This window comes from Anabaena sp. 54 (genome assembly GCF_017355725.1).
Lineage (GTDB): Bacteria > Cyanobacteriota > Cyanobacteriia > Cyanobacteriales > Nostocaceae > Dolichospermum > Dolichospermum heterosporum.
Window position 1 is genome coordinate 1 of sequence record NZ_JAAVWA010000007.1, and the last position, 21,751, is coordinate 21,751.

General features: G+C 38.8%; 17 protein-coding genes. 5 read left to right on the top strand and 12 right to left on the bottom strand.

Translation table 11 applies throughout. The annotated features are described in order from the left end of the window. Positions 1–828 precede the first annotated feature (828 nt). Positions 829–4,077 (bottom strand): serine protease, encoded by a 3,249-nt coding sequence (locus HEQ36_RS09720; protein ID WP_290707516.1) that lies wholly within the window; start codon positions 4,075–4,077, stop codon positions 829–831. Positions 4,078–4,338: 261 nt separating this feature from the next. After that, positions 4,339–4,881, bottom strand: coding sequence for a COP23 domain-containing protein (locus tag HEQ36_RS09725; RefSeq protein ID WP_168636970.1), 543 nt, complete (start codon positions 4,879–4,881; stop codon positions 4,339–4,341). 299 nt (positions 4,882–5,180) lie between these two features. Between HEQ36_RS09725 and HEQ36_RS09730 the strand changes: the two genes are divergently transcribed. Then, on the top strand, positions 5,181–6,800 hold the full coding sequence (locus HEQ36_RS09730) for a serine/threonine-protein kinase (protein ID WP_233455572.1): 1,620 nt from the start codon (positions 5,181–5,183) through the stop codon (positions 6,798–6,800). 310 nt (positions 6,801–7,110) lie between these two features. On the opposite strand, the gene mraY is transcribed toward HEQ36_RS09730, so the two are convergent. Further along, positions 7,111–8,211 (bottom strand): phospho-N-acetylmuramoyl-pentapeptide-transferase, encoded by a 1,101-nt coding sequence (mraY, locus tag HEQ36_RS09735; RefSeq protein WP_290602704.1) that lies wholly within the window; start codon positions 8,209–8,211, stop codon positions 7,111–7,113. A 196-nt stretch (positions 8,212–8,407) separates the two neighbouring features. Next, complete coding sequence (locus HEQ36_RS09740; protein ID WP_027400977.1) at positions 8,408–8,647, bottom strand: DUF3134 domain-containing protein; 240 nt, start codon at positions 8,645–8,647, stop codon at positions 8,408–8,410. 246 nt (positions 8,648–8,893) lie between these two features. On the opposite strand from HEQ36_RS09740, the gene HEQ36_RS09745 reads away from it, so the two are divergent. The 4 genes from HEQ36_RS09745 to HEQ36_RS09760 all read left to right on the top strand — a co-directional run bounded on the left by HEQ36_RS09745 (position 8,894) and on the right by HEQ36_RS09760 (position 12,640). Beyond that, positions 8,894–9,478 (top strand): PAP/fibrillin family protein, encoded by a 585-nt coding sequence (locus HEQ36_RS09745; protein ID WP_027400976.1) that lies wholly within the window; start codon positions 8,894–8,896, stop codon positions 9,476–9,478. A gap of 213 nt (positions 9,479–9,691) precedes the next feature. After that, positions 9,692–9,907, top strand: a complete 216-nt coding sequence (locus HEQ36_RS09750; protein WP_168635623.1) for a photosystem I reaction center subunit IV — start codon at positions 9,692–9,694, stop codon at positions 9,905–9,907. A gap of 117 nt (positions 9,908–10,024) precedes the next feature. Beyond that, the gene (locus tag HEQ36_RS09755; protein WP_053539466.1) at positions 10,025–10,864 is read left to right on the top strand and encodes a DNA-formamidopyrimidine glycosylase; all 840 of its coding nucleotides are present in this window, start codon (positions 10,025–10,027) and stop codon (positions 10,862–10,864) included. A gap of 624 nt (positions 10,865–11,488) precedes the next feature. Continuing rightward, a complete protein-coding gene (locus HEQ36_RS09760; protein ID WP_053539464.1) occupies positions 11,489–12,640 on the top strand; it encodes an alanine--glyoxylate aminotransferase family protein in 1,152 nt (383 codons plus the stop codon). 226 nt (positions 12,641–12,866) lie between these two features. Here the strand turns inward: HEQ36_RS09760 and HEQ36_RS09765 are convergent, their stop codons facing one another. The 8 genes from HEQ36_RS09765 to HEQ36_RS09800 form a co-directional block, all read right to left on the bottom strand. Beyond that, on the bottom strand, positions 12,867–14,039 hold the full coding sequence (locus tag HEQ36_RS09765) for an IscS subfamily cysteine desulfurase (protein ID WP_168635624.1): 1,173 nt from the start codon (positions 14,037–14,039) through the stop codon (positions 12,867–12,869). Positions 14,040–14,173: 134 nt separating this feature from the next. Beyond that, positions 14,174–14,800, bottom strand: a complete 627-nt coding sequence (locus HEQ36_RS09770; RefSeq protein ID WP_168635625.1) for a type I restriction endonuclease — start codon at positions 14,798–14,800, stop codon at positions 14,174–14,176. A gap of 363 nt (positions 14,801–15,163) precedes the next feature. Then, positions 15,164–15,640: a thioredoxin-dependent thiol peroxidase gene (bcp, locus tag HEQ36_RS09775; RefSeq protein ID WP_168635626.1), complete on the bottom strand. Its 477-nt coding sequence runs from the start codon at positions 15,638–15,640 to the stop codon at positions 15,164–15,166. A 45-nt stretch (positions 15,641–15,685) separates the two neighbouring features. Then, a complete protein-coding gene (locus HEQ36_RS09780; protein WP_168635627.1) occupies positions 15,686–16,642 on the bottom strand; it encodes a ribonuclease Z in 957 nt (318 codons plus the stop codon). Positions 16,643–16,949: 307 nt separating this feature from the next. Continuing rightward, on the bottom strand, positions 16,950–17,849 hold the full coding sequence (locus HEQ36_RS09785) for a histidine kinase (RefSeq protein ID WP_027400968.1): 900 nt from the start codon (positions 17,847–17,849) through the stop codon (positions 16,950–16,952). 231 nt (positions 17,850–18,080) lie between these two features. Beyond that, complete coding sequence (locus HEQ36_RS09790; protein ID WP_168636969.1) at positions 18,081–18,758, bottom strand: response regulator; 678 nt, start codon at positions 18,756–18,758, stop codon at positions 18,081–18,083. A 986-nt stretch (positions 18,759–19,744) separates the two neighbouring features. Then, positions 19,745–21,145: an HlyD family efflux transporter periplasmic adaptor subunit gene (locus HEQ36_RS09795; protein ID WP_168636968.1), complete on the bottom strand. Its 1,401-nt coding sequence runs from the start codon at positions 21,143–21,145 to the stop codon at positions 19,745–19,747. Positions 21,146–21,223: 78 nt separating this feature from the next. Further along, positions 21,224–21,658 carry a four helix bundle protein gene (locus HEQ36_RS09800; protein ID WP_205748623.1) on the bottom strand — a complete coding sequence of 145 codons (435 nt, stop codon included), beginning with the start codon at positions 21,656–21,658 and terminating at the stop codon, positions 21,224–21,226. Positions 21,659–21,751: the final 93 nt, after the last annotated feature.

The window sequence follows — 21,751 nt, forward strand, 5'->3', positions numbered from 1 at the left end:
CCAGGGAACGAGGGAAAATCTCACAATCACATCCTGTTAATCCTTAAATCCTGGACATCCTGATTCTGACAAAATATTATTGTTGTCATCCAGAGCCTCCCGTGAGCATTCCCCAGCAGAACCAGGGAACGAGGGAAAATCTCACAATCACATCCTGTTAATCCTTAAATCCTGGACATCCTGATTCTGACAAAATATTATTGTTGTCATCCAGAGCCTCCCGTGAGCATTCCCCAGCAGAACCAGGGAACGAGGGAAAATCTCACAATCACATCCTGTTAATCCTTAAATCCTGGACATCCTGATTCTGACAAAATATTATTGTTGTCATCCAGAGCCTCCCGTGAGCATTCCCCAGCAGAGCCAGGGAACGAGGGAAAATCTCACAATCACATCCTGTTAATCCTTAAATCCTGGACATCCTGATTCTGACAAAATATTATTGTTGTCATCCAGAGCCTCCCGTGAGCATTCCCCAGCAGAGCCAGGGAACGAGGGAAAATCTCACAATCACATCCTGTTAATCCTTAAATCCTGGACATCCTGATTCTGACAAAATATTATTGTTGTCATCCAGAGCCTCCCGTGAGCATTCCCCAGCAGAGCCAGGGAACGAGGGAAAATCTCACAATCACATCCTGTTAATCCTTAAATCCTGGACATCCTGATTCTGACAAAATATGATTGTTATCATCCAGAGCCTCCCGTGAGCATTCCCCAGCAGAACCAGGGAACGAGGGAAAATCTCACAATCACATCCTGTTAATCCTTAAATCCTGGACATCCTGATTCTGACAAAATCACAATTAACATCACCAAAGAAACTCCCTACAACCCTTTTAATAAAGCCATAGCTTTTTCATAAGCAGCAGTATTCCCTTGAGCCTTGAACAATTGCGCTGCTCGTTGCAGGTCTTCTCTGGCTTTTTGTTTGTCACCAAGTTGATAATAAACATATGCCCGAAGGGCGTAGGCTTGGGCATAGTTAGGATTAATCTTGATAGCTTGGTTGTAATCATCTATTGCACCTTGCTTATCTCCTAAATCATCACGGACATTTCCCCGGTTGTAGTAGGCTTGGGCAAGGTTAGGATTAATCTTGATAGCTTGGTTGAAATCTTCTATTGCTCCTTGCTTATCTCCTAAATCATCACGGACAATTCCCCGGTTTTTGTAGGCATTGGCATCGTTAGGATTAATCTTGATAGCTTGGTTGAAATCTTCTATTGCTCCTTGCTTATCTCCTAAATCATCACGGACAATTCCCCGGTTTTTGTAGGCATTGGCATCGTTAGGATTAATCTTGATAGCTTGGTTGAAATCATCTATTGCTCCTGGCTTATCTCCTAAATCATCACGGACAATTCCCCGGTTTTTGTAGGCATTGGCATCGTTAGGATTAATCTTGATAGCTTGGTTGAAATCATCTATTGCTCCTGGCTTATCTCCTAATTCATTACGGACACCTCCCCGGTTGTTGTAGGCTTGGGCATCGTTAGGATTAATCTTGATAGCTTGGTTGAAATCTTCTATTGCTCCTGGCTTATCTCCTAAATCATCACGGACAACTCCCCGGTTGTTGTAGGCTTCGGTAAAGTTAGGATTAAACTTGATAGCTTGGTTGTAATCTTCTATTGCTCCTTGCTTATCTCCTAAATCATAACGGACAACTCCCCGGTTGTAGTAGGCTTCGGTAAAGTTAGGATTAAACTTGATAGCTTGGTTGTAATCTTCTATTGCTCCTTGCTTATCTCCTAAATCATAACGGACAACTCCCCGGTTGTTGTAGACTTCGGTAAAGTTAGGATTAATCTTGATAGCTTGGGTGTAATCATCTATTGCTCCTTGCTTATCTTCTAATTTCTTACGGACAACTCCCCGGTTGTAGTAGGCTAGGGCATCGTTAGGATTAATCTTGATAGCTTGGTTGTAATCATCTATTGCTCCTGGCTTATCTCCTAAATCATTACGGACAATTCCCCGGTTGTTGTAAAATACTGCACGGGGACTGAGTTCAATGGCTTTATTTATCGCTGCTGCTGCTTCTCTATATCTTTTTAAATCTCTTAAAACTGCGAGCTTCTCATTATACAAATTAGGATTATTGGGCTGGAGTTGAATGGCTTTATCTATGGCTGCTAAGGCTTTATCCAGTTGGTTTGATTCTCTATAGACTACACTTAAATTATTCCAAGCAGGAACAAAATCAGGTTGAGATTGCACCGCTTGCTGTAATGCAGCCTCTGGATATTCTCCACTCCAATATAACGCCAAACCCTTACCATAATAAGCCAGGTGAATAAACTTTGGTTTTTGCTTAATTGCTGCTTCAAAAGCCTGTATTGCTTCTGGATAACGACGTAAGCGCCACAGTTGATTTCCCCTTTCTAACCATGCACTGGCGGTAGTATTGCCTTGGGAAACATCTACTGATAAAATCGCTGTTTGAATAGACTTAACTTTTTGTTGATTTAGTTCTGGTGTTGGGGTGGTTTCTATCTTTTGGGCTTGAGTATTCAGTCGGGTAGCTAATGCCAAAAATGTACTCACCGGAATACCCAAACTATTACCTAATTGGATAGTTTCTTTACTACTACTATTATTATCAATAGCAGCTTCTCCCTCTGTTCTGCCATGAATACCAATGACTCGCCCTTGGGAATCTAAAACAGGTCCCCCACTCATACCGCCAAAGGTGATACTACTATAAACTAATTCATATCCTCCTGTTAAAGAAGCTGCACTTTGGGCTGTACCCAAACTGTTATTGTTAAAATCTGATTGGGTAGTAGCTAATAATCCTCTTTCCCGACTATAAATTTGTCCCAATGTGAACCGCCAAGGTGATTTTTCTCCTAATCTGGGATAACCCGCCGTGAACATATATTCATCATCTTTTATGGGATAATTGGCTAAAGTCGCAACTTGATAATTTTCCCGACTGGTGAATTTAACTACTGCTAAATCTACCCCTTCTTCTAATTTAATCGTGCTTGGTTCTACGGGATATTGTTTACCATCTACTGTGAGGATTTTATAAGTATTTGGCTTACATTTTCCCGGTTCATCTGGTGGTTTACAAACTACATGAGCCGCAGTTAAAACGGTGTAAATATCTCCTTCCTTAGCGATAATTACCCCTGAACCATTATTACCACTACTGCTATCAATTCTGACGGTAATTTGTTTAGCTTTTGCTTCTAATTCTCCTAACCATCCTATTAATGGTGTTTCTGCTATTTGCTGTTTAATATCTGGTATAGGTAAATTATAAGCGGTGAGAGTTTCTGGTCTTACCTGAGCTAAAACCGTTTTAATAGGTATTCCCCAACTGAGTTTTCTAAATTCTTGAATTTCTATATTTGTGGGGCGTTTTCCGTTGGTATAAACATAAGCAGTATTGGACAAAGGATAGGAACTAATCCCATTAATTCCTATTAAATTTCCTGTATTACTAATAATTGCACCGCCACTCATTCCCGGTTGAATATCGCTGGTATAGCCAATTTCATAACCATCTTTTAAACTGGGTTGAGAAATGATTTGTTGTATTTTTCCTGTTGTTAATACTAATTTATCCTCAGATACAGCATAGCCTGCGGACATAACTGGTGTTTCTAAGTTAATATCAAAAGAGGCGATTCTGTCAGCAATTTCTGATGGTAAACAATATTTTTGATTAGATGTAAATTCTACTATAGCTAAATCGAATTTATCAAAATTAGTATTAGGTAAAATCTTAGCTGCATATTTTTGACCATCGGCTGTAATAATATTGATGTTATTAATTCTTCTGACGACGTGGGAATTAGTCACTACTAAATAAGAGTTACCTTTTCTAGCGAAAATTGTCCCGGAAGCGCCTCTTTCTTTGTCTCTGACTCTGACTGTAATTTGTTTAGCAATGGTTTGTAATTGTGGGTCTGAATAAATACCGTTTTCTGGGTCTGCTGGTTGTAATTTGCACCTTTGCGAGGTCTGTGTAAGTAGTTTTGTCGTCTTAATTTGGGTTTCTATAGCTGACACTGGATAAGGTAGCAGCAGTAAGCAGGAGATAATGGCGATTTGACGTTTCATGATTAGTTAAATAGTGTTTTTATTAGTAGTGATTTACCCCCCTTAATCCCCCCTTTACAAGCTACGGTGTACACACAAGTCTTCTATAGTTGCCCCACAACGTTTAGATCCCCCCAACCCCCCTTAAAAAGGGGGGCTAAATTCTTCAAAGTCCCCCTTTTTAAGGGGGATTTAGGGGGATCGGATCACGTTTAGCATCCTGTCTAGAGATGTGTGTACACCGTAGCCTTTACAAGGGGAGGGTTAGGGTGGGGTATTTTGTTATTTAGAGATTTTTTTGAGATATTCACCCAGATTTAAGTAAGTATTTTCACCTGAATTTTGCCAAGTCAGGTCTGAAGTTCTACCTTCTCTGATATCCTCAAGTTCAGCTAGAACTGTAGTGGGATTTACACCTGGTCTGACGCTAAATAAAATATTGTTTTTATTGCATTCACCAGGTTTAGCCGCACAGATAACTCCCAACCCATTCAACTTACCGGTAGTTAAATAATCTAATCGGCCTTGTTGGTAAAATTGCTGGAATTTTTTACTTACTTGTTCACAGCGTCTTTTAGGAGTCCATTCGCTACTGGGAAAAGAGTCAGATTTCCAAGCAATTATGGGTACATAAGGGTTAGGTTTTTTGTCGGGAACGAAGGCCATGGTAGTGGGAACTCTTTCCGTATTGCCTTGGTAAGAAATTGAACGACAAGCAAAACTAACTTCTTGCTTGGGAATCTCTTGACTCAAACCGGGGTTAACACTCAGGGTAACTGTTAATGCGGTGAATGCTAAGACACTAGTTAATGCTGGTAGTTGCATAATGCTTGACCTTTGATTACTGAATTTTGGTGATTATGGTGCTACTTTTTTTAAACTTTATAGGTGTTGGTGAGTGAAAATATGAATTTTCCTCACCCAGAGGCGCAGAGGCGCGGAGTTTGAGACATGGAATTTTTGATTTTCATGTCTCAATTCAGCAAGGCTACTTGATACACACATAACTGATTGTATACTAATTTTTTGAAAATATTCAGCTGTTTACTTAGAAGTTAATTTTATGATACAATCCGATTTGATGGATTAACACTGTAACTATATCATGTACTATTTTATCTATCATGTACTATTGTACCAGACCGCACTGCCCTAGTCCCGAAAACCGTTTTCCCGACTCTCCAGATTCTAATACTACCTCGGAAATATTCTGTCAAGCTTGTGGAATGCCCCTAATATTAAAGGGGAGAAAGGGACATTATCAAACTATTAAACCTCTGGGAAAAGGAGGATTTGGTGCTACTTTTCAAGCTATTGATTTAGATTCTGTGAATCAGCGTCAATGTGTAATCAAACGATTGAATATTAATGACAACCCGGAAATTGCTGACAAAATTGTTGAAGCAATCAAAGCAGCTTTTGATCGAGAAGCTCAGGTTTTAGAATTTTTAGGTGACAATAACGGGAATATTCCCACATTATATGATTATTTTTCCCTGACCGCTCCCGCTTTTGGTCAACAAGAAGAACTTGAGTTTAAATATTCAGTACAACAATATATCCAAGGTGAAGATCTGTCTCAGGAACTCAGAAGAAAAGTTCGTTTTTCCGAAACAGATATTTTAGATTTTTTAAAGCAAATTTTACCGATTTTACAATTTATTCATGACCAAAATTCTATCCATCGAGATATTAAACCCAGTAATATTGTTAGAGAAACAGCAACACAAAAACTATTTTTAATTGATTTTGGAGCGGTGAAACAAGTTGTTTCTGGTGAAACAAATATAAAAAAATCTGTACCTATTTTTACAAAAGTATACGCTTCTCCTGAACAAAGACCTGAAGAAGGAAGAATAGGAGAAATTTATCCGTCTAGTGATTTATATAGTTTAGCTGTTACTTGTCTGGAGTTACTCACAGGTACAACTCCTGTTGATTACCTTGACAATAATTACCGAAATTGGCGACAACAAGCTAGTATAATTATTAGCCCTTCTCTAGCTAATATTTTAGATAAAATGCTCAAGATTAACCCTAGACACCGGTTTCAATCAGCAGCAGAAGTTATGACGGCTGTAAATGAATCTCAAATAACCACACAACCAGATCATTCAGTCAATAATAATAATAATAATACAAAGCCCATCAATAAACCATCTCACAATTTAAAATTTTTACTCATAAAATCGGCTTTTTTAATAACTTTAATAACTATTGGTGTGATGGGTATTAATAGTTATTTGCAACCACCAATTAAAGTAGTAGAATATGCAAAAGCTGGGGTTAAATTTAAATATCCTAAAAATTGGCAAGAAACACCAGCAATAGATAAATTAACGCGAATTATCCCGAAAAATACGATTTCATCTTCTCTAACTCCAGAATTTTTTATCACTATAGATGAGTTATTCCAGTCGGAGTCTTTGGAAGATTATACTAAGTTTTCTATCCGACAAATTGAAGCATTAGGACAAAATGCGAAAATTATCAAATCTGGACAAATACAACTTGGTGAAACACAAGGTTATCAAGTAGTTTATGAAAGCAGAGATAATATCCACAAGGTAAATTTCCAAGAAATGCAAGTATGGATTGTTAATGGTAAAAAAGCCTATATTCTCACCTATCGCGCTGAAGATAAATCCTATCCAGAGTTTGCGAAAACTGTGGAAGACACCATAATTAAATCCTTTAGACTGGAAAAATCCACATCTGAAAAATCCACAAATCCAATCTGGTAATTAAGAGGATGTTTGAAAAGTATCAGAATTAATCGAGATCCCCCCAACCCCCCTTACAAAGGGGGGCTAAATTCCTCAAAGTCCCCCTTTTCAAGGGGGATTTAGGGGGATCAGATCCCACAGGAAAAAGTTTTCAAATAACCTCTTACTTAAACTCCAAATTCAAGGATGTAAATGACAATTTGAGTATTGGGAATTGGGGTAATTTACGTTCTGGACAGGACCCCCAATCTCAAAACAAAAACAACCCCCAAATTTGGAGGTTGTGAATTTTTATTTGTGAAAAATCTGATGATTAAAACAAAACTGATTATTTTATGGACATAATACAAACGGAAGCTAGAAAAGCGGCGATAATATAAAACACAGCCACTACTTGCAATTCTGACCAACCAGTTAATTCTAAATGATGATGTAAAGGTGCCATTTTAAATAATCGCTTACCTTTGCCATCTGGTCCTTTTGTCGCTTTATAATAACCAACTTGTGCCATCACAGAGAGAGTTTCGACAAAGAAAATCCCACTCAAGATAAACAAGACTACTAAGGTATTAGTTAACAGTGCAACCGCAGCTAAAGCGCCACCCAGGGCTAAAGAACCGGTGTCACCCATGAAAACACTAGCCGGGTTGCGATTGTAGGCTAAAAAGCCCAAGCAGCTACCGCTGACAGCAGCACAGAAAACCATCAAGTCGGGAGAAGTTGGCGCAATAATCACACCTAATGCGAAAATAGCGATCGCCACTGTTCCCGCTGCTAAACCATCAATCCCATCTGTTAAATTAGTAGCATTGCTCTCTGCAACCAGGACAAATCCGGCTACAGGCCAGAACAACAGTCCCAAAGGTAAGGATAAACCCACCCAAGGTAAATGGATATTAGTTATACTAAAGTCACCTTTAAACATCAACCAGGCGCAAAATACAGCCCCAAAGATAACTTGCAAAGCTAACTTCATCTTCGGAGAAATTCCCTTGTTAGACTTCCGACGTAAAATTTGCCAGTCGTCTATCCAACCAATGAAACCGTAGCTGAGAGTTAAAGCCGAAACCGCCAGGACATTTTCAGAAAAATCCGCCAATATACAAGCAATTATCACCGCTACAGGGATAAAAAATATACCTCCCATAGTTGGTGTTCCTGCCTTTTTGAGATGTGCCTGGGGTCCATCTTCCCGGATAATCTGCCCCGTTTTCAGCCTTTGTAACAGAGGAATCACCCACTGTCCCAGAATTGTCACACCCACAGCAGTCAATAAAAAAGGTAGGGTGAGGGAAATAGGATACCAAGGGGTTCTATGCCCCATGCTATCGAAAATCAAGGCTGTTGCACTCAGTACCAAGGCCAGCAAGGAAGCCAAGCCAATTCCCGAAAAATTCAAACTTTGGTTAGGAGATAATTTAGCGTCCACAAAAAAAATTCCCTTCACTCCACACTTTAAAAAACCTAAATAAAACCATAGAGACTGTTTTTAGCTGATAGTTCGCAGTATTTTGGGAACTAGTACAGCACCGCCTCAATAAACTAACCATTCTCAATCGCCAAAAAGCTTGCTTAATATTACTTTTGACTTTTGATTTTTGACTTTTGACTTCCGCCCTGCGGTGCTAGTCATCATCAACAGGTGTATCATCGTCATCATCATAATCAATATCACCAATTCCGTCGTCTGCGCCCAGAAAATCGGATATTACTTCTACATCTTCCCGCGAGTCGGTGTCATGGATATCACGGGCTATCAATCTGCCACTCAGCCGCAACCAGTCCAACATAGAGGACTCTTGTTTTAAGGGAATAACTGATGCTCGCTGGTTTCGGGGGGCTTCACGGAGGGGAGAATCTAACATATTAACAATCACACACGAGGGTTTATATAACTAGACACTAAGAGTCTATCATACTGACTTGATACGAGTTAATTTATTCCTTCATACAGGTCTTTAACTGCTGAATCCGAATCAAAGAAAATTTTCATTTAATTACCGAACGGTAGTCAAAAAGGCATTATTCATGAATTGTCTGGTTATAGACAAAGGACATTAATATTTTATTAATGCTATTTCATCATGTAAACTCTCTTGAGGCATTGGGTAATGATAGGCAAATCAACTCTTATTGATCTAATTGTTGGCACTAATCGCGGTTTATTAGCAAGTCAGCCACAACAACAAGCTATTTTAGCAGCGATCGCCAACCTAGAAGACTTTAATCCCACGCCACGACCATTAGCAGCTAGTAATTTACTAGAAGGTGACTGGCGACTACTATACACCACAAGCAAAGCCTTATTAAACATAGATCGTTTACCCTTTTGTAAACTTGGTCAAATTTACCAATGTATTCGGGTAGAAAGCAACAGTGTTTATAACATAGCTGAGATTTATGGCATTCCTTTGTTCGCAGGAGTAGTTAGCGTTGCTGCTAAATTTGAACCAGTATCCCAACAGCGTGTGCAAGTAAAATTCCAGCGTTCTATAATTGGTTTACAAAGCCTAATTGGCTATACAACACCGGGAAACTTCATCCAACAAATTGAATTAGGCAAAAAATTTACCGCTTTTGATTTTCCCATTCAAAGTGAACAACAACAAGGTTGGCTAGATATTACTTATATAGATAATGATCTCCGTATAGGTAGGGGGAACGAAGGTAGTGTTTTTGTATTAAGTAAGACATAGAACATTTTGCCAGGAGTGTTTGGGAATGAACTTACCCTATTATGGGTAGTTTGTCAAGAAGTCAAAGAGAAGATTAACAACTCATTACCCATGAGAACCCAGCAATTTGACAAATAACTTAACAAAACCACAAGCAAATACCTTGAGGTTGTAGAGTGAAAACAATCAGCCCTACTTTAACGGCAATTCATACTTCAAAAGGGAAGATCCATCATGGTTCAACGTGGTTCTAAAGTACGTGTTCTCCGCCCTGAGTCCTACTGGTTTCAGGATCTTGGTACAGTGGTTTCTGTTGACAAAAGCGCCATCAAATACCCTGTAATTGTTCGCTTTGACAAAGTTAACTACTCTGATCTCAACACCAACAACTTTGCTGTAGATGAATTAATTGAGGTGGAAGCACCTAAACCCAAAGCCGCAGCCAAATAAATAGTCAAGCATCAAGGGGATTGTTTAATGGAATAATAGGAGGAGATATCAACGTCAACAGCTTGATCAATTTCCTCTGTTTGACCATACCTTCCCCTAAAAATATTATTTGCTTGAATGCCTGAACTGCCTGAAGTTGAAACAGTCCGCCGGGGTTTGAATCAATTAACCCTGAGTCAAGAAGTGACGGGAGGGGATGTGTTGCTACAACGTACCATTGCCTACCCGTTTTCTGTTGATGAATTTATTGATAAAGTTAAAGGGAATACTATTGCTACCTGGCATCGTCGTGGTAAATATCTCTTAGCTGAACTTTCCTCATCTTCTCCCAGTTATTTAGGAGTTCACCTCCGCATGACCGGTCAGTTACTTTGGTTAACCCAAGATCAACCTTTACACAAACACACCAGAGTCAGGTTATTTTTTGGGGAAAAGCAAGAATTACGCTTTGTTGACCAGCGCACCTTCGGGCAAATGTGGTATGTTCCTGGTGATGTAGCTGTAGAAAGTATTATTACAGGTTTGGCAAAATTGGCAGTTGACCCCTTTTCCCCAGAGTTCACTGTGGCGTATTTTGCCGATAAATTAAAAAAATCCCGTCGTCCTATTAAAACTGGATTATTAGATCAGTCAATGGTGGCAGGATTAGGTAATATTTATGCAGATGAAGCTTTATTTAAAAGTGGGATTTTACCAACTACTCTCTGTACAGAATTACAACTTCCCCAAATTGAACTTTTACGAACGGCAATTATTCAAGTTTTATCAGCGAGTATTGCGGTAGGTGGAACGACTTTTAGTAATTTCTTGAGTGTTAAAGGTGTTAACGGTAATTATGGCGGTGAAGCCTGGGTTTATAACCGCACTGGAGAACCTTGTAAGGTTTGTGGTAATGTGATCGGGCGAATTAAGTTAGGTGGGCGTTCTAGTCATTTCTGTTCTCAATGTCAAAGTTAAGTAGGGTTTGCTGAAAAAGTTGTCTGTGAGGGCAGGGAACAGGGAACAGGGAACAGGGAACAGGAAGAGAGTTTTGAGTGATTTTACGTTTCTTTACACAGTTTGGTTTTATTGTGTTCACCTACTTAGGGACTTCCAATTAAAAAAATACCCAAAAATTTCTTGTGGTGCGGGACGAATTGCCTGCTAATCATCAAGGACGGGCAGGACTTGTGCTGAGCTTGTCGATAGCGTAGCGTGGCGTTAGCCATAGTATGCCCATCCCACAAAATTGGGTAATTTATTTTTTGGTGTTCACCTACTTAGGGTTTGCTGATAGCATAGCGTGGCGTTAGCCATACTCCTGAATGGGCGCAGGCCCTGCGCCCCTACCTCCTGATAGCGTTCACGTAGTGTGCCGTATGCCTGCGGGAGCCGGAGGCATCAGGCGTAGCGTGGGGTTAGTCATACTTCTAGCCCTCACAGACAACTTATTCAGCAAGCCCTACTTAGATGCCGCTATATTTGAATGGTGCGGAAAAAAATATGATGTTTGATTAATTAGTCGCACTTCGGCATATACATTGACTACATACCGCTATATCATGCGATTGATTCCCATTTAATCTCAGATAAATTAAGTTTATGACATCTACCATTTCCATTAACGACAGTCAGCGGTTAGGACTTGAACCCCTGAATATTCCCCACCGTCTCCTATTGGGTCCAGGTCCTTCTAACGTCCATCCAGCCATATTACAGGCGATGAATACCACACCTGTAGGGCATTTAGATCCGGCTTTTTTAAACCTCATGGATGAGATTCAATCTCTGTTGCGTTACGCATGGCAAACAGAAAACCCCCATACTATTGCTGTCAGTGGCACGGGTACAGCCGCTATGGAAGCCACGTTAGCTAATTCTGTAGAACCGGGTGATGTCGTATTAATTGGGGTAGCTGGTTATTTTGGTAATCGCTTGGTAGATATGGCGGGTAGATATGGGGCAGATGTGCGAACTATTACTAAACCCTGGGGACAAGTTTTCAATTTAGAGGAAATCAGTGCCGCAGTTGCTACCCATAAACCGGCAATTTTGGCTTTAGTTCATGCCGAAACTTCCACCGGCGCACGTCAACCTTTGGATGGTGTGGGTGAGTTGTGTCGTCAACATGGCACATTGTTGTTAGTAGATACTGTTACCAGTTTAGGTGGTGTTCCCATATTTTTGGATGAATGGGGCGTTGATTTGGCTTATAGCTGTAGTCAAAAAGGGCTGGGTTGTTCTCCAGGTGCGTCACCGTTTACCATGAGTGGGCGGGCAATGGAGAAGCTACAGAAGCGTCAATCTAAGGTGGCAAACTGGTATTTAGATATGACATTGTTGGGGAAATATTGGGGGAGCGATCGCACATATCACCACACTGCACCAATTAACCTATACTATGGATTACGGGAAGCTCTACGTTTAGTAGCAGAAGAAGGGTTAGCCAGTTGTTGGCAACGTCACCAAAAAAATGTCGAATATCTGTGGGAAGGATTGGAAGACATGGGTTTAAAAATGCACGTTGAAAAAGAATACAGATTACCAACTTTAACCACTGTTTGTATTCCCGAAGGAGTAAATGGTAAATCAGTTGCTAGGCAGTTATTAATTGAGCATAATATTGAGATTGGCGGCGGTTTAGGTGAACTTGCCGGTAAAGTTTGGCGTGTAGGTTTAATGGGTTTTAATAGCCGTCCTGAAAGTGTAGATAAGTTGATAGCTGCACTAGGAACAATGATCTCTAATAATTAGTTTTCCATAGGGGCAATGCCCCCGTGCTTGCCCCATTCGATTTACAGCAAATTGTCATCAAACCCGGAACAAGAACCCCACCCCCAACCCCCTCCAGTATCAAAAGCTTATCCTTTTCTTCCCCCCGCTGCGGGGGGATTTAGGGGGGTGCGATGAGGGGGCTAAGATGTACCTTATATGATTGGAAATCGCTGTAGGTAACCACAGGGGGTTTGCCCAAACCTTTTCAGCAAACCCTCATTACTGACGCGCTTCTTAAACCTTGCACAGTAGAAATTACCTGTTGGGCAACTTGATCAATTTCCTCAACTGTATTAAATCGCCCAATCCCAAATCGCACCGAAGCATAAGCTAATTTATCTGAATGTCCCAACGCTTTCAACACATAGGAAGGGGCAATATTATTAGAAGAACAAGCAGAACCAGAAGACACAGCCACGACTGATTGTAACCCTAAAGAAAGTGCCGCACCATCTACACCTTCCACACTAATATTTAAATTTCCTGCTAATCGTTTTTGAGGATCTCCATTTATATAAATTCCCTCTACAATAGATAACTGTTGCCACAATCTTTCTCTTAATACTGTTAACCGTTGATTTTCTGTTTCTTGTTCGGTTATGGCAATTTCTACAGCTTTACCAAAACCGACAATTTGCGGTGTATATAATGTCCCAGAACGCATTCCTCTTTCATGTCCTCCCCCATGTTGTTGGGAAGCAAGTTTCACTCTGGGATTACGTCTGCGAACATATAAAGCCCCAATTCCCTTCGGTCCATAGACTTTATGGGCTGTAAGAGACATTAAATCAATATTCATCGCTTCCACATCTAAAGGGATTTTACCAATAGCTTGGGCTGCGTCTGTGTGAAAAATAATTTGCCGTTGATGGCACATTGCCCCAATTTCGGCTATTGGTTGTAAAACCCCAATTTCATTATTTGCAGCCATCACAGATACTAAAATTGTATCATCACGCAAGGCTTTTTCTAACTGATTTAAGTCAATTAATCCATCTTTTCTTACTGGCAAAATTGTAATATCAAAACCAAGACTTTTTAAATATTCGCAAGGATCTAAAACTGCTTTATGTTCCGTATTAATAGTTACAATGTGTTGACCTTTTGGGAAATAAGCTTCAGCAATACCTTTAATAGCTAGATTATTTGCTTCCGTTGCACCGCTGGTAAAAACAATTTCTTCGGGTGTCGCATTAATTGCGTCTGCTAAAATTTCCCGTGTTTGTTTAACAGCAGCTTCAGATTCCCAACCATAAACATGACTAATACTAGCCGCATTACCAAACTTTTCTGTAAAATAGGGAATCATAGCAGCCATTACCCTTTCATCAACGGGGGTAGTAGCATGACAATCGAGGTAGATAGGACGACTGGACATAATTAATTGACGATTAAGTAGGTTGGCGTTGAAAATTGTCGTTATGGCAAGGCAAAAGGCAAGAGGCAAGAGTGAAGAGGGTTTGGGCGATTTTACGTTTCTTTACACAGTTTGGTTTTATTGTGTTCACCTACTTAATTCAAAATTTGACCTAGTTTTTTTAAGATTCGGAAAACTTGATAAAGTTCGTTTTCTCGCTTCAAAAGTGTAAATTGATCAGACAAAGCATATTGAGGTTGATTGATTTGAGAAAGTTTAAGAAAAATAAAATCACTGCCATTCATTACTAATCCAAACACGGGTTTTGTAGGTTGAGGATTAGCCAGCATATAAGTAAGTGCTTGAGGTATGGCTTCTAACAGGGAAAAAGCAGGTTTTTTCGACTCTATTACCAATAACCATAATTGTTGCTGGATAACTAAAACATCAATTCTGCCCCTAATAACTTCTTCCGCATCTTCGACGGCAATTTCTATTGATGATTCACTTCTAATCAAGAAAGGTTCATCATAAAATCCAGCTAAACTGAGTAAGGGAGATAAAACTACTAACTTTACTGTTTCTTCCGATAAAGGAGGATGTTTAACCAATCGGAGAAAATGCAATTTTACTCTGTCTAAATATTGCTTTTCTAAATCAGAGATTTCTGGCAAATTTTCTAACCATTCAGTGAAGAATCCTTCATTGTCGGTTTGTTCTAGATCAAATCTTGCCTCTAAATAGGCAATGCCTATATTTTGCGCTTGGATGAATTGAACCATAATACAAATAATGGAATTGATATTCCTATTGTATAAGGTGGGAATATCTCGTTCCTAGTCTCTGACTAGGAATGCAATTGATGAGGCTCTGCCTCTAATATTATTGAAGGCAGAGCCTTCTAGAATTCATTCCCAGTCAGAGACTGGGAACGAGATGAATACTGCCGTTAGGACTTGAACCTAACCGTTGTGTCTTATGAGCCGGGATTTCTCCGTACTAAAATGCTTCAACACATAGATGTTTTTTTGTTCTTACTCACAATTTAATTGTAACATACCACAGGGATTAAAATCCCTCGTGTCCCTTATATCTCAGGTCTAAAGACACTGAGATTTACGCTTACCGGATGCTCTTATAAAAGTTTAATTAGCAGCTAATTCCTGGATTTTCTTGAGTACAGATTCAGCATGACCTTTTGTTTTGACATTAGGCCAAATGTAGGCAATGATTTTATCAGGTGAAATCAAGAAAGTTGAACGGGCAACCCCCATATATTCTTTACCCATAAACTTCTTTAAACGCCATGCACCATAGGCTTCTATTAATTGATGTTCAGAATCAGTTAATAGGGTAATTGATAAATTATGTTTATCTATAAATTTACAATGGGAGGTTGCAGAATCTGGACTAACACCGATGATTTTTGCGCCTGCTGTTGTAAATTCTGAGGATAATTCTGTAAAATCTTGAGCTTCTGTAGTGCAACCAGGTGTATTATCTTTAGGATAAAAATAGAGGACTAGCCACTGATTTATATCAGCGAGATTCACTAGGTGATTGTTTTGGTCAGGGGTAGAAAAATCCGGTGCAGGTTGGCCAATTTGGGGAATGTTGCTCATAGTTAGAGGACGATAAATTAGGGATAAGTGGTAATTATAGCAAAATCATGCACTCACATTTGATTCAATTTCCCGTCTGCGAGGAACATCATAAACCATAAAATCATGAGCCATAATTGTTTTAGGAAAAATTGCTTTTGCTTCTTTAAGTAAATCTTTTAATTCAATAGTATTCCCTGGAGCGTAACGAGGGCTGAAATGTGTCATAATCAGTTTACGAACTCCTGCAATGTGTGCCGTTTGGGCTGCCATTGTAGTTGTAGAATGTAGCCTTTGAAAAGCCATTTCTGAATCTTGATGAGCAAACGTGGCTTCATGAATTAACACATCTGCATCATCTGCTAATTGCACTGCACCATTACAATAAACAGTATCTGTACAATAGGCAATTTTTCGCCCAATTTCTGTTGGACCACATAATTCACCACCATTGATTACTCTTCCGTCTGCCAGGGTGACTGTTTCACCGCGCTTGAGTTGTCCATAAATTGGACCTGAAGGAATTTCTAAGGCTTTGGCTTTTTCTATATCAAAACGTCCGGTTCTATCTTTTTCCGTGACTCTGTAGCCAAAAGCAGGAATACGGTGATGTAAAAGACCACAGCTAACTGTAAATTCATCATTTTCATAAATTACCCCCGGCTGAACGGTATGCACTTTAATGGGGTAGGAAAAATGGGTGTGGGAGTAACGAGAAGCGGCTTGTAAGTATTCGTTTAATCCCGATGGACCATAAATATCAATTTTGTCTACATTACCTGCTAAACCGCAACTAGCCAGCAATCCCATTAAGCCGAAAATATGATCACCGTGCATATGGGTGACAAAAATTCGGGATAGTTGGCTAACTTTTAAGTCACTCCGCAAAATTTGATGTTGAGTTCCTTCCCCACAGTCAAATAACCACAGTTCTGCCCGTTGTGGCAATCTCAGCGCTACGCTAGAAACGTTGCGTGATCTTGTTGGTACACCTGAACTCGTCCCTAAGAATGTAATCTGCACGGTGTTTTTTAGCTTTCCTTTTGCTCAATATGATCCTTGATTCTCTATTTTGACACAGTAAGTAGGGTTTGCTGAATAAGTTGTCTGTGAGGACAGGAGTATGGCTAACGCCACGCTGCGCTATCAGGCAGGTAGGGGCGCAGGGCCTGCGCCCATTCAGGAGTATGGGAACAGGCAAGGGGGGAGAAGTTTTGGGCGATTTTACTTTTCTTCACATACCTTTAATTTTTTCTGTTAACCTACTTATTTGCACAGTCAGCTATTAAAGAAAAAGCGAAACATCAAGATTTTCTAATTTTCCTAGTTTTTATTGCCACCATGAAGAATTTTGTAAATGCCAAGATAACTCGCAAAGAGTACCTTGAGGATAAAGGGGAACTCGCCTAAATTTACCTTTAATTTGTTGTGCTAAATTTTTAAATTGTTTTGTTCCCCAACCTTCTTTTAATGGGTAAATCCCTAAACCATCATCTATAATGCTCAGAGTGTAAATCCCTTGATCTTCAACCCAGGAATAAGTAACTTGTAAACAGGTGATGCCGGTGGCGTGTTTACCAACATTACATAAGGCTTCTTCTAAAAATCGGCAAAGTCCTCGCTTATTTTCAATACTCAAACTGCTTTCATCTATAGGCTCAAAACTATGGATTTTTAGTTTGAGGGTTTTAAAACAGGGAAAATCCCGTTCTAAGGTGTAGGTATAAACTTGGTAGAGAATTTCATGTAAAGGGTTTCGCAAATCTATAACTACATTACTTCCTAAATAAAGGCTAGTGTCTTGATTAAGAGTTTCTTGTTGCCAAAATTCATACATTCCTCGTAACTCTTGGTTCAATTCTTCAAGTTCTTTTTCTATAGTAGGCAGCAATTTATTCATTGGTAAATCCTGCCCTTTAACTAATCTTAAAACTTTAGCTAGACTTTGCAGTGGTCCATTATGAATTGTTTCAAATGTAGTTTCAATCATGGTTTGACGAGCTTTGATTCCAGATTTAATTGTTTGATTATATTGATATAAAGACACGATACTGATGCCATTTACAACCATAACAAAAATTCCTGGAAACATGGAAAATGACCACACCCAAGTTAATAAAAAATGGCTAATCAATACTAGACTAAAAATAGTAATGATAACCTCTGATAACTTGCCTACAGAAACAAAATAAATTTCTTCCTGTAGTTTCTTCCAAAATTGAGTTTGCATAAGCTTTTATTCCAGTCTTAACACCTTAATGATGGAAAAAATATTATTGATTAGAGGATGTTTGAAAAGTATCAGAATTAATCGAGATCCCCCCCAACCCCCCTTACAAAGGGGGGCTAAATTCCTCAAAGTCCCCCTTTTCAAGGGGGATTTAGGGGGATCTGCGGGTGTCAGATCCCACACGAAAAAGTTTTCAAACAACCTCTTATACTAACTTTATTTATTAGTTGATTAATCAATTAATCCTTCGGCTCTAGCTCTCATTTCCGTTTGAATACGGATATTTTTACCTTCTTCTGGGTAAATATTTAAAGCATCTTGTAACTTACTCCAATAATGACGCACCATGCGTTCAGATATGCACATATTTTTGGCAATTACTTTATCTTGTAATCCTTCTTCAAAGGCTAGATTCAGCACCTTTAACCATTCTGGTTTTACCTCTAAACCTGAATGAATTCCTTTGATATCTTTTGTATGAGTTAATCCCTGTAATGCCCAATCAACTCTAGTTAACATTTCCTGGGTAGGAAGACTTTTATCAGCGACAGTGAAGCCTCCTTTATGATTATCAATATAAGGACGAATGCGGATCAATGTTTTCACATGGGCGCTTTGAATAACAAGATTCAAATGGGAATAATTTTTCATCAAAACCTTAAGCAGTTGAATCCCTGTATCAACTTTTGCTGTAGTTTCCGGCTTCTCTGGTATGGAAAGATCCATAACTACTAGGTCAGGTTGGTAATTAATAACTTGCTCAAAAGCATAACTAGCATTTGTAGCCGGATTAAATTCAGCGCTAGGATAGTTTTTTCGTAAAATTTCTACTGTCCCATTTAAAACTGACTCGTGGTCATCAATGACTATGAATTTTAAACATGATTTTTCTGATGAAACTTGTTGCATATCTAATAATTGTCCCAATAGTTATACACCTGATCAATTTTGGTTGCTATCTACTACTATTAATTACTTTTTTCTAGACTCTCTTAGTTATAACTTATTGGCTATGGGGGGTGTCACCCCTCACCCTATGAAAAATATTAGAAAATACTGAGATTATGAAGTTGATCTATAACAATAATAAATATGTTTGTTTAACAATAATTTAGGATTAATCAGAGTTTTGACAGATATATTACCTGGTACTATAGGAGATATTAAGTAATAGAAAATGCTTATAAATAAAAGTGCCAAATTGACATAAGGTTTTTGTTAAGTAGAAGCATTTACCTGATATTAAGAATTTAAAGCTATTGTAAAGATGCTCTAATTCTAGTAAATGGGAATAAAAAATCAGAGTAGATATATCAGGGTCAGAAATTTTTAGGAGATATTTATTCAAATTACAGGACTATTCAATAAATAATACGACAGAATTAATTACATACATGATTTTCCTGTTCTTTGTTTCTACTAAGAGGATGTTTTAAAAGTGGTATCCCGTAATTTTTATCACATTTTTACCCCCCTTAATCCCCCCGATGCTTTGGGGGGAAACCGGAAAAATTAGTTCCCTCCCCTTTATAAGGGGAGGGTTAGGGTGGGGTAAAATATTTTATCCAGCAATCATGACTTTTCAAACACCCGCTAAGAGGATGTTTTAAAAGTGGTATCCCGTATTTTCATCACATTTTTACCCCCCTTAATCCCCCCGATGCTTTGGGGGGAAACCGGAAAAATTAGTTCCCTCCCCTTTGCAAGGGGAGGGTTAGGGTGGGGTATTCGATAACTTGTGTGTACACAGTAGCCTTTATAGGGGGGAAACAAGAAAAATCCAGTTCCCTCCCCTTTATAAGGGGAGGGTTAGGGAGGGGTAAAATATTTGATACAGCAATCATGACTTTTCAAACACCTGCTAATTAATTTAAGTTTTCCGGCTATTTAGCTACTTATAAATCAGTAATTAGTCTAGCTTTTCTCAACATAAATTGCAATGCTGTTTCTTCTCTAGAAATAATATCGGCTGTAGCGTTCATTCCTGATTGTAGCAGACATTTATGACCATTAATTCCAAATGAATTGCTTTCGGGCTGAATTGTGGCTTCAAAGTAGCTAATACCAGGAGAATTTGTCGTAGTTATATCTTTATTCTGAGGTGTAATTGCGTCTGGAGAAATGGTTTTAACAGTCCCATTAGCAATTCCATAATCAGGATAGGGACAAGCATCAACACGAAGTTGCACTTTTTGACTAATAGCAATTTTGTTAATTTCCGCCGTGGGAATCATGGCTTTAATTACTAAAGAAGCACTATCAGGGACAACTTCAGCAATAGATTCGCCAGCGCGGACAACTTGACCAGAATTTCTTAAATTAAGTTTAAAGATAATGCCATTACTTGTGGCAACAATAATGCTACTTTTTCGCTGATTTTCAAGTTGTTGAAGTTCTTTTTGTGATTGTTTTATTTGAGTTTGTATTTCTACCAATCGCTGAATTAAGCCTTCTTTTTCTTTATTTAGAGCCGCTATATTTGCTTCACCTCTAGCAGTTTCTTGAGCAATCCGTTCTTGTGCCATTTTTACCATTGCTGTAGTTGGATTAATCGCGGCTTGAGTTGATTTAATTTTGATTTTAGCAAGATCAACAGCTTTTTTTGCAGATTGTAGTGTTAAGGTTGTCTGTTGCACAACTAGCTGTTTTTGCTCAAATTCTCTGTTACCAATTGCACCAATTTTGGATAACTGCTTATAACGATCTCTATCCGACTTTGCGAAATCTAAATCAGCTTTTGCTTTTTCTAAATCTACTAATTCTTTTTGAATATTTACCTCTGCTGTTATTAATTCACTTTCAGTATTGATTTTTCGCTCTTGATATTCCCTTTGATTTCTTAATAAGTCCTCTTTTGCAGAATTAACGATAGTTTCTATAACTTTTTTTTCAGCTATAATTTGATAATTTAATGTCCGGTTTTGAGCATATATTTGTAATATTTGTAATGTATTTTGTTTAATACTGTCTTCTAATTGGCTTTTTTTAATTAGCAATTGCTCAGTATCTAAAAGGGCAATTACGTCTCCTTGCTTAACAATTTGATTTTCTTTGACTAAAATACTTTTAACTGTCCCTTCTATTCTTGATTGCACCACACGAGTTTCACCTATGGGACGAACAATAGCCGCAGCTTTTACCGTGACATTATATTTCACCCATGAAGATAAATAAATGCTAGTAATAACAGTCCCCATCAAAAATAAACCTGCTAAGGATGTCCAACGACTAACAGGTGGAAGTGAATTATCAGTTTCAATGACAGAATTAAATTCTTGATTGTGAGTGTAAGTCATGGTTATCTGAATAATGAATGATATAGGGGAGGTGGGGGGGGTGGGGGATGTGGGGGATGTGGGGGGGGTGGGGGAAGATTAATATTTATGGTTTTTATGGTTTTTATGATTCATTAACCAGCGTGATGGGTTATTGATCATAGTCACTAAACCAGATAAAACTTGATTATAATTACCATAAAGTTTACGTCCCGTTTCAATATCGAAGTAATTACATTTAACTGTAAATTCTATCCATGTTTGAGTTTCAGCAGATTCAGCTTCACAATCATTTAATTTAGCAACAAAAGCAGCCTCATAACGACGTTTACGCCAAGCTTCTGCCATATTCGCACAAACAGAACGAGAAGAACGACGAATTTGATCTGTTAGAGAATATCTTTCTTCAACAGGAAAATTTTTTGATAACCCAAAAATTTTCATTGCTGCTTCAACAGCAATTTGATAAATTCCCAAATCTCTATGAGATTTAACCATTGATATTGAGTTTGATTCTTCTGAGTTACCAATCATCTTCTTTCTCACCTCCTTTACTCTTTTACTCTTCACTCCCCTACCTCCCCTACCTCCCCTACTCCCCCTACTCCCCTACCTCCCCTACTCCCC

Coding starts and splice junctions, on each gene's coding strand:
- HEQ36_RS09795 (WP_168636968.1), bottom strand. CDS start 21,145: ATGACTTACACTCACAATCAAGAATTTAATTCTGTCATTGAAACTGAT.
- bcp (WP_168635626.1), bottom strand. CDS start 15,640: ATGAGCAACATTCCCCAAATTGGCCAACCTGCACCGGATTTTTCTACC.
- HEQ36_RS09770 (WP_168635625.1), bottom strand. CDS start 14,800: ATGGTTCAATTCATCCAAGCGCAAAATATAGGCATTGCCTATTTAGAG.
- HEQ36_RS09740 (WP_027400977.1), bottom strand. CDS start 8,647: ATGTTAGATTCTCCCCTCCGTGAAGCCCCCCGAAACCAGCGAGCATCA.
- HEQ36_RS09745 (WP_027400976.1), top strand. CDS start 8,894: ATGATAGGCAAATCAACTCTTATTGATCTAATTGTTGGCACTAATCGC.
- HEQ36_RS09760 (WP_053539464.1), top strand. CDS start 11,489: ATGACATCTACCATTTCCATTAACGACAGTCAGCGGTTAGGACTTGAA.
- HEQ36_RS09765 (WP_168635624.1), bottom strand. CDS start 14,039: ATGTCCAGTCGTCCTATCTACCTCGATTGTCATGCTACTACCCCCGTT.
- HEQ36_RS09800 (WP_205748623.1), bottom strand. CDS start 21,658: ATGATTGGTAACTCAGAAGAATCAAACTCAATATCAATGGTTAAATCT.
- HEQ36_RS09790 (WP_168636969.1), bottom strand. CDS start 18,758: ATGCAACAAGTTTCATCAGAAAAATCATGTTTAAAATTCATAGTCATT.
- HEQ36_RS09785 (WP_027400968.1), bottom strand. CDS start 17,849: ATGCAAACTCAATTTTGGAAGAAACTACAGGAAGAAATTTATTTTGTT.
- HEQ36_RS09750 (WP_168635623.1), top strand. CDS start 9,692: ATGGTTCAACGTGGTTCTAAAGTACGTGTTCTCCGCCCTGAGTCCTAC.
- HEQ36_RS09730 (WP_233455572.1), top strand. CDS start 5,181: ATGTACTATTGTACCAGACCGCACTGCCCTAGTCCCGAAAACCGTTTT.
- HEQ36_RS09720 (WP_290707516.1), bottom strand. CDS start 4,077: ATGAAACGTCAAATCGCCATTATCTCCTGCTTACTGCTGCTACCTTAT.
- HEQ36_RS09725 (WP_168636970.1), bottom strand. CDS start 4,881: ATGCAACTACCAGCATTAACTAGTGTCTTAGCATTCACCGCATTAACA.
- HEQ36_RS09755 (WP_053539466.1), top strand. CDS start 10,025: ATGCCTGAACTGCCTGAAGTTGAAACAGTCCGCCGGGGTTTGAATCAA.